12 protein-coding genes and 1 tRNA gene are annotated in these 11,501 nt (G+C 58.7%); 5 read left to right on the forward strand and 8 right to left on the reverse strand.

The window, feature by feature from the left end; translation table 11 throughout:
* The first annotated feature begins 8 nt into the window (after window positions 1–8).
* The 3 genes from ACT2B1_RS16435 (at window position 9) to speB (ending at window position 3,313) form a co-directional block, all read left to right on the forward strand.
* Window positions 9–1,220, forward strand: coding sequence for a saccharopine dehydrogenase family protein (locus ACT2B1_RS16435; RefSeq protein ID WP_171123696.1), 1,212 nt, complete (start codon window positions 9–11; stop codon window positions 1,218–1,220).
* 84 nt (window positions 1,221–1,304) lie between these two features.
* Window positions 1,305–2,474: a carboxynorspermidine decarboxylase gene (gene nspC / locus ACT2B1_RS16440; RefSeq protein WP_171211282.1), complete on the forward strand. Its 1,170-nt coding sequence runs from the start codon at window positions 1,305–1,307 to the stop codon at window positions 2,472–2,474.
* A complete protein-coding gene (gene speB / locus ACT2B1_RS16445) occupies window positions 2,471–3,313 on the forward strand; it encodes an agmatinase (protein ID WP_171123701.1) in 843 nt (280 codons plus the stop codon). The genes nspC and speB overlap by 4 nt, the downstream gene beginning before the upstream one ends.
* Here speB and ACT2B1_RS16450 read toward each other — a convergent pair.
* Window positions 3,310–3,900, reverse strand: a complete 591-nt coding sequence (locus ACT2B1_RS16450) for an HD domain-containing protein (protein WP_171123703.1) — start codon at window positions 3,898–3,900, stop codon at window positions 3,310–3,312. The genes speB and ACT2B1_RS16450 overlap by 4 nt on opposite strands.
* Window positions 3,901–4,000: 100 nt before the next feature.
* Between ACT2B1_RS16450 and ACT2B1_RS16455 the strand changes: the two genes are divergently transcribed.
* Window positions 4,001–4,831 (forward strand): LysR family transcriptional regulator, encoded by an 831-nt coding sequence (locus tag ACT2B1_RS16455; protein WP_171123705.1) that lies wholly within the window; start codon window positions 4,001–4,003, stop codon window positions 4,829–4,831.
* On the opposite strand, the gene lptF is transcribed toward ACT2B1_RS16455, so the two are convergent.
* The 3 genes from lptF to ACT2B1_RS16470 form a co-directional block, all read right to left on the reverse strand.
* A complete protein-coding gene (gene lptF, locus ACT2B1_RS16460) occupies window positions 4,828–5,967 on the reverse strand; it encodes an LPS export ABC transporter permease LptF (RefSeq protein ID WP_171123707.1) in 1,140 nt (379 codons plus the stop codon). The genes ACT2B1_RS16455 and lptF overlap by 4 nt on opposite strands.
* Window positions 5,968–6,058: 91 nt before the next feature.
* On the reverse strand, window positions 6,059–6,502 hold the full coding sequence (locus ACT2B1_RS16465; protein ID WP_171123709.1) for a hypothetical protein: 444 nt from the start codon (window positions 6,500–6,502) through the stop codon (window positions 6,059–6,061).
* Window positions 6,503–6,633: 131 nt separating this feature from the next.
* Window positions 6,634–6,709, reverse strand: a tRNA-Trp gene (locus ACT2B1_RS16470).
* Between the two features lie 142 nt (window positions 6,710–6,851).
* On the opposite strand from ACT2B1_RS16470, the gene ACT2B1_RS16475 reads away from it, so the two are divergent.
* The gene (locus ACT2B1_RS16475; protein ID WP_171240935.1) at window positions 6,852–7,556 is read left to right on the forward strand and encodes a lysophospholipid acyltransferase family protein; all 705 of its coding nucleotides are present in this window, start codon (window positions 6,852–6,854) and stop codon (window positions 7,554–7,556) included.
* On the opposite strand, the gene ACT2B1_RS16480 is transcribed toward ACT2B1_RS16475, so the two are convergent.
* From ACT2B1_RS16480 to ACT2B1_RS16495, 4 genes are read right to left on the reverse strand one after another with little or no spacing between them, the layout of a single operon-like run.
* Entirely contained in the window at window positions 7,553–7,798 is a 246-nt protein-coding gene (locus tag ACT2B1_RS16480) for a MoaD/ThiS family protein (RefSeq protein WP_170385336.1), read from the reverse strand. The genes ACT2B1_RS16475 and ACT2B1_RS16480 overlap by 4 nt on opposite strands.
* Window positions 7,791–10,046: a xanthine dehydrogenase family protein molybdopterin-binding subunit gene (locus tag ACT2B1_RS16485; protein ID WP_171240936.1), complete on the reverse strand. Its 2,256-nt coding sequence runs from the start codon at window positions 10,044–10,046 to the stop codon at window positions 7,791–7,793. The genes ACT2B1_RS16480 and ACT2B1_RS16485 overlap by 8 nt, the downstream gene beginning before the upstream one ends.
* Entirely contained in the window at window positions 10,046–10,525 is a 480-nt protein-coding gene (locus ACT2B1_RS16490) for a (2Fe-2S)-binding protein (protein ID WP_171126237.1), read from the reverse strand. The genes ACT2B1_RS16485 and ACT2B1_RS16490 overlap by 1 nt, the downstream gene beginning before the upstream one ends.
* Window positions 10,522–11,388, reverse strand: a complete 867-nt coding sequence (locus ACT2B1_RS16495; protein WP_171240937.1) for an FAD binding domain-containing protein — start codon at window positions 11,386–11,388, stop codon at window positions 10,522–10,524. Before ACT2B1_RS16495 ends, ACT2B1_RS16490 begins: the two co-directional genes overlap by 4 nt.
* Between the last annotated feature and the right edge of the window lie 113 nt (window positions 11,389–11,501).

Genomic DNA, 11,501 nt, shown 5'->3' on the forward strand with positions numbered 1-11,501 from the left:
GACAGACCATGGGCAAAACACTGGTTGTCGGCGCCGGCGGCGTATCCCACGCAGCCGTGCACAAAATGGCGATGAATTCAGATATATTCACCGAAATCACGCTGGCCAGCCGCACGAAATCGAAATGCGATGCCATCGCAGCGGCCGTCAAGGATCGCGTTGGCGTGGATATCAAGACCGCCGAACTGGACGCCTACAAGGTCGAAGATACGGTCAAACTGATCAAGGAAACCGGTGCTGAAATCCTTGTGAACCTCGCCCTGCCCTATCAGGATCTGGTGCTGATGGATGCGTGCCTCGAGGCCGGAATCCACTATCTCGATACCGCGAACTACGAGCCCGAGGATGAGGCCAAGTTCGAATACCACTGGCAATGGGCCTATCAGGAGCGGTTCAAAGCGGCGGGCCTGACCGCCATCCTCGGCTCGGGCTTTGATCCGGGCGTGACATCCGTGTTCGCCAAATGGCTGAAGAAACACAAGCTGGAGACAATCCGCCAGATCGACGTTCTGGATGCCAATGGCGGCAGCAACGATCAGGAATTCGCCACCAACTTCAACCCCGAAATCAACCTGCGCGAAGTGCTGGCCGAGGTCCGCCACTGGGAAGGTGGCGAATGGAAACACTCCCCCGCCATGACCCACAAGGTCGAGTTCGACTTCCCCGCCATCGGCCCCAAAAACATGTACCTGATGTATCACGAGGAACTGGAGTCACTCAGCACCCACTTCCCCGAAATCGAGCGCGCCCGATTCTGGATGACCTTCGGCGACGCCTATATCATGCACGCCAAGGTACTGGAAAATGTCGGCATGACCCGCATCGACCCGGTGATGCATGACGGCAAGGAAATCATACCTATCCAGTTCCTGAAAACCCTTCTGCCCGATCCCGGCGATCTGGGCGCGGAAACCAAGGGCAAAGCCTGCATCGGCGACATTGCCACAGGTCAGGCCAAGGATGGCTCGGGCGAGAAGACCTTTTACATCTACAACATCTGCGACCATGAGGAATGCTACGCTGAGGTCGGCTCCCAGGCCGTCAGCTACACCACTGGCGTCCCCGCCATGATCGGCGCGGCACAAGTGCTGAAAGGCAACTGGCGCGAACCCGGCGTGTGGAACATGGAACAACTCGACCCGGATGACTTCATGGACATGCTGAACAATCACGGCCTCCCGTGGCAAGTCCACGAACTCGACGGCCCAGTCGAGTTCTAGATCCGGAACTTCATCTGGCCAAAAATATCCCGGGGGGTCCGGGGGGCTGGCCCCCCGGCCTCTCCACAATCGGAGACGCCTGACATGTCCGACATGATGACCACCCAAGCCGGCGACGCCGGTGCCTTCCGTAATTTCGATCTTAACCGCGTCCCCACCCCTTGCTTCGTGGTCGACGAAAAAGCCGTCGAACGAAACCTGACCATCCTCTCAGACATCGGCACCCGGTCAGGCGCGCATGTTCTCAGCGCGCTCAAGGCGTTTTCGATGTTCTCTCTGGCCCCGCTGGTGCGCCAGCACCTTGGTGGCACCTGCGCCAGCGGCATCTACGAAGCGCGTCTGGGCCGCGAGGAATATGGTGGCGAGGTCGCAACCTTCTGCGCCGGGTACAAGGACGCGGATATCGACGAGATCCTGTCGCTGTCGGACCACATCATCTTCAACTCTCCAGCGCAAAAGGATCGGTTTCTGAGCAAGGCCGAAAGCGCCAAAGTTCAGGTCGGCCTGCGCATCAACCCAGAACATTCCGAAGGCGAGATACCCAAATACGACCCCTGCGCGCCCTGCTCGCGCCTTGGCACACCGGTCAGTCAACTGACCGCCGAAACCTTGAACGGGGTTGATGGCCTGCACATGCACACGCTCTGCGAACAGGGGTTCGAACCGCTGCAACGCACGTGGGCGGCAATCGAACATAAGCTCAAACCCTTCCTCAGCCAACTCAAATGGCTGAACTTCGGCGGCGGGCACCATATTACCCGCAACGATTACGACCGCGGCGGGCTGGTGGGTTTCATCAAAGCCATCCGCACCGAATACAATATCGACATCTACCTCGAGCCCGGCGAGGCAGTCGCCTTGGACGCGGGTATTCTGGTCGGAGAGATCCTCGACCTGCCGACCAATGGCATGAGTCTTGCGATCACCGATATCTCGGCCACCTGCCACATGCCCGACGTGATCGAAGCCCCCTATCGCCCCGCCCTGATGGACGAGGCCGCAACAGGCCATACCTACCGTCTGGGTGGCCCCTCATGCCTCGCGGGCGACGTGATCGGCGACTACACGTGGGACAAGCCGCTGGAAATCGGCCAGCGTTTTGCCTTCCTCGATCAAGCGCATTATTCGATGGTCAAGACCAACACGTTCAACGGCGTTCCCCTGCCCACCATCGCCCTGTGGAATAGCGATACGGACGACCTGAAAATTATCCGGCAATTCGGCTATGACGACTTCAAAGAGAGACTCTCATGAGCATCTTCCTCGACAGCGAACTCACCGCCGCGGAACGCAGCGAATCCGCCCGCTTTCGCGTGATCCCCGTGCCGCTCGAACGCACCGTGTCTTATGGCGCGGGCACGGCCAAGGGCCCCGAAGCCATCATCGAGGCCAGCAATGAGTTGGAGCGCATTACCGGCCATGCCGAACCCTGCGTCGAGGGGATCTTTACCGAACCCCCGCTGGACTGCGACGGCCCGCTGCCCAAGGTGATGGAACGGCTGGCCCAACGCACCGAGGCCGCCATCCGCGCAGACAAGGTGCCGGTGACGCTGGGCGGGGAGCATTCGCTCAGTTACGGCGCGGTAATGGGCGTGGCACGGGCGCTTAACCAACCCATAGGGATCGTGCAGATCGACGCCCACGCCGATTTGCGCAACGCGTATCAGGGCGAGAAACACTCTCACGCGTCGGTTATGCACCTGCTGGCCGAGCAAGGCGTCAAACTGGCCCAATTCGGCGTCCGCGCCTTTTCCACCGAAGAAGCCCAAAGCCGTCTGAAAAACCACGTCTTCCACGTGGATGCCGAGGAGTTGGTCACCGGCAATATCCACGCGGTCAACCTGCCCGAGGATTTTCCCGAACTGGTCTATGTCAGCTTTGACGTAGACGGTCTGGACCCGTCGCTGATGCCCGCCACCGGCACCCCGGTTCCGGGCGGGCTTGGATATTACCAAGCCCTGCGCCTGGTCGAACACGCCCTGAAGGGCCGCAAATGCGTAGGCTTCGACGTGGTCGAGCTGGCCCCCGACGGCAATGCAGCGTGGGATTTTACCGCGGCACAAATCGTCTATCGACTGATGGCAGCCTGTTAACCCTCGGACGTTTCATTCAGTTCCATGTGCCCTTCACCCTTGCTCAGGACGCGGCGCAACATAGGCTCAAAGAACTCCAACGGTTTGGTCGGATAGTCCGGGTCAAACGCCTTCTGATCGTATTCGTGGCAGAAATAGCGGCAGTCCTCCCAGTACGGGCTGTCGCGGTACTTGTCGCGGGCATTACGATCTCCGCCCCAATGATGATTGTAGTAATACCCTTGAAAGACACAGTGATGTTTCAAAATCCAATAGGTCTTTTCGCTGACATAAGGCTTCATCATTGCGGCTGATAACTCACCATGATTGTAGGGGGACAGAATATCGCCAGTGTCATGAATCAAGGCCGCTACGACCAATTCCTCATCCGCGCCATCCTCATAGGCGCGGGTCGCGGCCTGAAGACTGTGCTGGTAGCGATTCACCGGATAAGGCGTCCAATCTTCGTCCAGCGAGCGGATCGCATCCAGAATTCGGTCGGGCAGAGCGGCGTTATAGGCCTCTTCATATTCGATGACGGCATCCCAGTCGGCTTTGGTCGCCTCCTCGAAACTGGTCCAGGTGGGTTTGTGGCTTTTGTCCAGCATCGCGCGGTCCTTTGGCTGATTTGTTCAGCGAGGATAGCGCAAACTGCTTGCCCAAAAAAATGAATTGATTTTATCACATCAATCAAAAAATACTTTCAATATGCAAACCAAAGCCCTTGAGACCTTTCTATGCGTTGCCGAGTCAGGAGGCTTTCACGCGGCGGCCCGCAAGCTGAACATCACCCAGACGGCTGTCAGCGCCCGTATCCGATTGATCGAAGAAGAAACCGGAAAGCCCCTATTCACACGCGGTGCCGGGGGTACAAGGCTGACAGAATTCGGACGCCAATTCCGACCCTATGCGGAACAGATGCTGTCGCTTTGGTCCTTTGCATCCCGCGATCTGCCTGCACAAACACAGAACCGGATCGCTTTGCGGTTAGGTGCGCAACTCAGCATTTGGGACCCCTTGCTGGTCGACCTCGCGGTGCGCTTTGAACAGCGTCTTGGGCAAATTCTGCTGACGCTGAATTATGATCACGATCTGAACATGGTCGACGCCGTGGCGACCCATGTACTTGACGCTGCGCTGACACATGAAAAACCAACAGATGCGCGGGTTGAGTGTAAGGAACTTGTCCCAGAACGGTTGATATTGGTTCAGGCAACAACCAACCTGCACGATCCCGTCTTCGTTAATCTGGAATTGGGCGAGGTCTATCAGGATCACATTCGGTCAATCGCGCGACAGGCGTCGACTCAATCGGTCTTTCTGGGAAACTGCATGATGGCCCTGCGCTATATCCTCAAGAGGGGCGGAACCGGCTATTTCCCCGAATATCTCGTTGCTGAGTATTTACACGCTGGCGATCTATGCCGCGTGATCGGTTCGCGCGACCTTTTGCTGCCTGTTTACCTGATCGCCCGGAAGAACAGCCCTGCCCTGGAAAGTGTTCTGGGGTGCGTGACAGACCTTAGAGGAGCAAGCTAGGCCGCAGTCGGCATTGGTGTCGCATTTCGTCGTCTGGTCCGCAAAAGCGGGCGTCCTGCGATCAACAGAAACACGCATGAAATCAAGATGCCCAAAATCGCTGGTAGGTAAAGCAATATCCACAGATCCGGATCGTCGATCACGACAGGTGACACAAATCCCCGAACGCCCTCGAGCAGAACCAGAATCGTAAACGCCCCGAAAATCTGCGGCCACAGCCCGAACCTTGAGAAACTTCCCAACATCAAAGTGGCATATCCGGCCATCGCGACCGCCACGCATATGGCAATCCACGAAAACCTCTGATGCAGTTCGTCGATCAACTCACCTTCGCTGAACTCCCCTGCCGCGATAATCTTGTCCCGGCTTTGCAAAAGCTCGAGGGTGGGAATGGCTTCGAGACTGCGATTATTTATCCGGTTGGTGTTTGTCATCCCAGAGATGTCATAAGACGCGTCCTCAAACAGGGTCGAAGACAGCGTTCGCCCATCTTTGGTCAACCGCAAAGCGACCCCGTCCACCATCACAAGGTGTATCCCCTCGCCACTATTGACCAGATAGGCGGTTTTGCTTGAGTAGCTGACCGGATTATCCTCATCCCGACGGTCAGAGACGAACACCTCGTACAGCGTCCCGTCCAGGTCAATCCGCCCGATATAAACCGTCACACCAACCGCGGGGTGCATAAACTCACCCTCATTCAATAGCTGGGCGGTGACATCGCCTGCGACCTCGGCCTGACGTCGTTCAAGCTGATCAACGGACGCGGGGCGCAGGAACACACTGATCGCAGCCATCATCAGCCCGGTTATCAGCCCAAACAGAAACACGGCGCGCGCCAACCGCCACGGGCTGGACCCGGTGGCCAACATGACCGTAAGTTCGCTTTCCCGGCTCAGACGATTGGTGGCATAGACGGCGGCGGCGAACACCGCCATCGGCATCACGGTTCGTATCAGGGTGGGAAGGGTCAGGGCGGTAAATTCCAGAAACACCATTGCCGACTGCCCGCCGCTGATCACGCGGTCAAATAGGCTGACCGACCGGGTGATCCAGAATACACCCACCAGAACCAGGGTGAAAAAGCCGAACAGAATCAGCAGTTGCCGCAGGAAATAGCCATCGAAGCGCGACATGAGACTCCATCCGTCTGATCAAGTTCCCGCCGACAGTATTGTATTCGGAAAGCCGTGGAAACCGCGTTTGGACACTCGGCTGAATTTTACCTCAATCCGGCAGCAAGTGAATTGTCAGATAGCACAAAAGCTGAAAACCACCCTGAACCATATGGTTTTCTTCCAGATCGAATTTCATGACTGTCTGGTCAGACAGAAAGAACGCAAGCCACAGGCCAATTGACACCACAAAGGCCGTATCCACGCGTTTGATCCAAAGCTTCTTGTTCTGGTAAGGCGTTGCAACTGCGATCAAAAACAGCAAGGCCGCAATCAAAGCCCAAGCGATGATACCGACAAACAAGGCGATATCCACGGCCGGAGTCGCTCCGAACTGCTCAAGTGTTTTTTGCAGGAACGGATAGTTGTGCCCATCGAACCACGGCGTAGACGTGTACCCAAGAAGCTCCAGACCACCGACAAAGTCGGTGAGGAACGCAAAAGCCCACCATACGAACCAGAACGCAACAAGGCTTTGTTTAAAGAAAATACGCATGGATTGCCCCCAAAACAGCAAAAACTCATCAAGAACGCGACCAACACTACTTGATTTGCTGAAAATTTAGAAACTCCGGTCAGAATGCTACGGTGCCGACGGCACAGGCTCGCCTGAGATTTTGATGGCAATGGCAGGGGCAGCAGGGTTCGAACCCGCGACCTACGGTTTTGGAGACCGTCGCTCTACCAACTGAGCTATACCCCTAAGGTGCGCCTCAGATATGCCAGCCGCGCGGCGGACTCAAGAGGCTTTTTGAGATTCAGCCACAGTTATGTATTTCACAAACAAGTTGCGCGCGGCGTTGAGTTCTATAAGACACATTTTCGCCAACAGAAGGACGCCTGACGTGAACCTCCGCAAGAAAATTGCCGACAGCGAAGCCGTTCTGAACTGGGCGGCCCGGCGGATCGCAAGCTATATCCGGATGGTCAACCGCAATACCAAGTGGCAACGTATCGGGTACGAAGAACTTGACCAACTGGCCGATCAAGGCGAACCGGTCATCGTTGTTCTGTGGCATCAGCGACTGGCGCAGTCGCCCTATTTCTTTCCATTGGACAAGGGTCGCATCTGTTCGATCACCTCGTCGGCACGTGCAGGCAGCATGGTAGGCCGGGTGCAGAAACTGTTCGGCATGGACACGATTGCCATGTCCAGCCACAAGCGCCACGTCGCCTTGTCGCGCGAGGTTCTTGGAAAGATGAAACAGGGTATCTCGATCGGGATCGCCGCCGATGGTCCGCGTGGGCCTGAACGCGTATCTTCAACCGTGCCCCTGATCTGGGCGCGCACGTCGGGCAAACGGGTCTTTGGCATCACATTCTCAGCCAAACACGGAAGCGAGGCTGGAACCTGGGATCGCCTACTGATGCCGCGCCCGTGGCGGAACGAAGGCGTCTTTTTGTGCCGCGAATGGACGGATCCCGTTCCGCGCAAAGCGACCGAAGACCAGATCGAAGCGCTGCGCCTCAGCCTTGAAAAACATATGAACGACATCACAGCCGAGGCTGACCGGATGGTTGGGCGCGAGCCGTGGTCGCCGAAGGGCTAACCGCCCCTCAGCCTTTGCATCAGATAGATTTCGCTGCCTTCAGGGATCGGCTCGGTCAGACCGCTGGCTACAACGCGCCCGTCAATCGCGATGGACACGCCGGCATCTATCGGCCCTTGAAGCTGAGGATGTAGCCGCACCAGTTCCTGTAGCAGCTCACCCGTGGTTTTGGCATCGACCTCCACCACCTGCTGGCCCCCGGTCAAAGACCGAAGACCAGACCAGAGGTGAACCTCAACCATTGTTCCTAAGCGCGGCCAGAATGCGCGGCGGGGACATCGGCAGTTGCTTCATTCGAACGCCCGCCGCTTGCGATACCGCATTTGCGATAGCGGCCAGAGGCGGCACGATTCCTGTTTCACCCACTCCGCGCACGCCGAACGGGTGGCCAGGGTTGGGGACTTCGACAATCACCGTGTCGATCATGGGCAGGTCACTGGCGACGGGGATGCGATAGTCAAGGAAGATCGAGTTTTGCAGCCGACCATCCTCGCCATAGATATATTCCTCGTTCAGCGCCCAACCGATCCCTTGTGCAGCGCCGCCTTGGTACTGGCCTTCCACATAGGTCGGGTGGATAGCCTTGCCCGCGTCCTGAATGACCGTATAGCGCGTGATGCTGGTCTTACCCGTTTCCGGGTCAACTTCGGCATCCACAATATGCGTGCCGAAGGATACACCTGCACCTTCGGGCGTCGCCTCGAAATGGCCCGAGATCGGCCCCCCGGTGCTGCCCATATTGGCCGTGATATCAGCCAGTGGCATCGGATCGAAATCTCCGGCATTGGGGCCAGACGGGACAGCGCAACCGTTTTCCCATTTTACCGCGTCCACGGGGATGCCCCACTTGGCCGCCGCGCGTTCGCTCAGTTTCTCAACCGCATGGCGCGCCGCTTTGATGGTCGCCAGACCGCTGGCATAGGTCACGCGTGAACCGTGGCTGACATCGTTATAGCCCAGCGTCGCCGTATCCGCGATTGTCACACGGATGTTTTCATAAGGGATACCAAGCACTTCGGCCGCCATCAGCGCCATCGACGCGCGCGAGCCGCCAATATCCGGCGTCCCCACCATCAACTGCGCCGAGCCGTCCTCGGACAGGGCCAGCGACACGCTTGTCTCGCCGCCGTGGTTGAACCAGAACCCGCAGGAAATCCCGCGCCCCTGCCCTGGATTCAGTGGGGCCGAATAATGCGGATGCGCCTTGGCCGCTTCCAGCGTTTCAACCAGACCGATCCGCTGATAGCGCGGGCCATAGCTGGCCTTGGTCCCTTCATGGGCCGCGTTTTTCAGGCGTACATCGACCGGGTCCAGACCCAGCTTCTTGCACAGCTCGTCAATCACCGACTCAACGGCAAACGCGCCCATTGGCGCACCCGGCGCGCGATAGGCCGCCTGTTTCGGACGGTTGGCCATGACGTCATAGCCGATCTGCTTGACGTTGGTCAGGTTGTAAGGCGCAAAGGCGCACATGGCGGTCATGTCGCCGGGCGCGCCCGGGAATGCCCCACCCTGCAAGCGGAATACACCCTGCGCGGCAGAGATTGTGCCGTCCTTCTTCATCCCGATTTTGATATCCATCGACGCCGAAGCTGTCGGACCGGTCGCCCGGAACACCTCGGATCGGGTCATCACAACTTTAACGGGCCGGTTGGCCTTGCGGCTGAGTGCCAGCGCGACAGGTTCGATGAATACCGTTGTCTTGCCACCGAAACCGCCTCCGATCTCGGATGCGGTGACGCGCAATTGCGAGGTTTCGATGCCCAAAAGCGCCGCACAGGTTTTTTGCGCGATCCAGTGGCCTTGAGTGGTACACCACAGCTCACCCTTGCCGTCAGTGCCCAGCATCCCCAGACAGGCATGCGGTTCGATATAGCCCTGATGGGTGGCTTCGGTGACGAAACTGTCTTCGATCACCAGATCTGCCTCGGCGAACCCGGCCTCGACATCGCCATGGCCGCTTTCGTGATAACGCACGACGTTGGGATGCATCCCCTCGGGCACGGAATAATCCGCAGCCCCTTCGCGGATGACCGGCGCATCCGGGGCCATCGCCTTGTCCACGTCAGTGACGTGGGGCAGAACCTCGTACTCGACCTCGATCAGTTTCAACGCGTCGCGCGCGGCCAGAGCCGATGTCGCCGCAACAGCCGCAACTGCGTGCCCGTCATACAGCGCCTTTTCCCCCGCCATGACGTTTTCCAGCACATTCCAGAACTCACCTTCCAGGCCGGGCATGAACGGCACTTCGGCGAAATCGGCGCGGGTGACGACGGCTTTGACGTCCTTCAACGCCTCAGCTTTGGACGCGTCGATCTTCACAATCCGCGCATGGGCATGGGGCGAGCGCAGGATCGCACCGTGCAGCATCCCCGGGGCTGACATGTCCGCGCCAAACTTGGCCCGGCCCGTGACCTTGTCCAACCCGTCTGGGCGGTTCGGGCGAGTGCCGACAAAGGTAAATTCTGTCTTACGATCGTCCAGAGCCATTACGACGCCTCCCGCAATTCTTCTGCCGTTTCCATCACGGCGCGAATGATCTTGTCATAACCGGTGCAGCGGCAAAGGTTGCCTGCAAGCCAGTACCTGGTTTCTTCCTCGGTCGGGTTGGGGTTCTTTTCCAGCAGCGACTTGGCCGCCACCAGAATGCCCGGTGTGCAGATGCCACATTGCAGGGCGGCATGGTCGATGAACTTCTGCTGTAACGGGTGCAGCACGTCACCATCCGCGATACCTTCGACGGTTTCGATCTGCTTACCCTCGGCCTCGGCACCCAACATCAGGCACGAACAGACCAAACGGCCATCGACGGTGACGGAACACGCGCCGCAGTCGCCGGTTCCGCAGCCCTCTTTCGCGCCGGTCAGATTCAGCTTGTCGCGCAGACAGTCCAACAAGGTTTCACGGGGGTCGCACAGAAAATCGACCTCATCCCCGTTCACGGTGGTGGATACGTGGAGCTTACTCATGCTTTTTCTCCCTTCGCGCGGGCATAGGCGATTTTCGCGGCACGTTTGGCCAGAACGCCAGCGACCTCGGTGCGGAATGCGATCGTCCCGCGTTTATCGTCAATCGGGTTGCAGGCTGCAGAGGCCGCTGCCGCCAGCGCATCCAGCGCCGCGTCGTCCAGCGTGCTGCCGATGATGGCTTTGGCGCAATCTTCAACTAGCAGGACGGTGGGGGCGACCGCGCCCAGCGACACACGCGCCTCGACCACAGTATCGCCATCCAGACGCAGGCTGACACCTACGCCGACCACGGCGATATCCATCTCGGTGCGCGGAATGAACCGCAGATAGGCGTCGCCCGCGTTGTCCCCGCGCACAGGGATATTCACGGCTGAGACAACCTCGCCCTTGGCCAGCGACGTTTTGCCGGGGCCGGTGGGGATGTCTTCGACCGCCACCTCGCGCTCACCTTCGGGGCCGATGACCGTCACAGTCACGCCTGCCGCAACCATCGCAGGCACCGAATCCGCCGCCGGAGAACCATTGCACAAGTTGCCGGTCAGCGTTGCGCGGCCCTGCACCTGCGTGGATCCGATCAAATCCATCGCCTCAACCACGCCGGGCCAGTCGCGGCCAAGCTCGGGGTGTTCGCTCATCTCGGCGCCGGTGGCGGCAACGCCCAGCGTCCAGCTTCCATCAGCGTTGCGGGTTATGTCGCTGACACCGTCGATTTTCTTGATGTCGATCAGCGTGTCGGGCGTAACCAATTCCGAGCGCAACTGCACTAGAACATCCGTTCCGCCAGCCAGAAAGCGGGTAACGCCCGTTGCGTTTGCAGCCAGAGCCGACGCCTCGGCGAAACTGGCGGGGCTGTGATAATCCATGAAAATACCTCGCACCTGTTGATCAGGATTTACTGGGGTTCGCAGGGGACGTTAGTGCAGCACCGCCCCGGCGTCCATGGCTGGAACGACCAAATTTTGCGATTCAAAATGTC

It is taken from the genome of Ruegeria sp. S263 (assembly GCF_056780525.1).

Bases quoted from the DNA above. Each gene is read 5' to 3' on its own strand.
- ACT2B1_RS16435 (WP_171123696.1), top strand. From the start codon at position 9: ATGGGCAAAACACTGGTTGTCGGCGCCGGCGGCGTATCCCACGCAGCC.
- nspC (WP_171211282.1), top strand. From the start codon at position 1,305: ATGTCCGACATGATGACCACCCAAGCCGGCGACGCCGGTGCCTTCCGT.
- speB (WP_171123701.1), top strand. From the start codon at position 2,471: ATGAGCATCTTCCTCGACAGCGAACTCACCGCCGCGGAACGCAGCGAA.
- ACT2B1_RS16450 (WP_171123703.1), bottom strand. From the start codon at position 3,900: ATGCTGGACAAAAGCCACAAACCCACCTGGACCAGTTTCGAGGAGGCG.
- ACT2B1_RS16455 (WP_171123705.1), top strand. From the start codon at position 4,001: ATGCAAACCAAAGCCCTTGAGACCTTTCTATGCGTTGCCGAGTCAGGA.
- lptF (WP_171123707.1), bottom strand. From the start codon at position 5,967: ATGTCGCGCTTCGATGGCTATTTCCTGCGGCAACTGCTGATTCTGTTC.
- ACT2B1_RS16465 (WP_171123709.1), bottom strand. From the start codon at position 6,502: ATGCGTATTTTCTTTAAACAAAGCCTTGTTGCGTTCTGGTTCGTATGG.
- ACT2B1_RS16480 (WP_170385336.1), bottom strand. From the start codon at position 7,798: ATGGTTGAGGTTCACCTCTGGTCTGGTCTTCGGTCTTTGACCGGGGGC.
- ACT2B1_RS16485 (WP_171240936.1), bottom strand. From the start codon at position 10,046: ATGGCTCTGGACGATCGTAAGACAGAATTTACCTTTGTCGGCACTCGC.
- ACT2B1_RS16490 (WP_171126237.1), bottom strand. From the start codon at position 10,525: ATGAGTAAGCTCCACGTATCCACCACCGTGAACGGGGATGAGGTCGAT.
- ACT2B1_RS16495 (WP_171240937.1), bottom strand. From the start codon at position 11,388: ATGGATTATCACAGCCCCGCCAGTTTCGCCGAGGCGTCGGCTCTGGCT.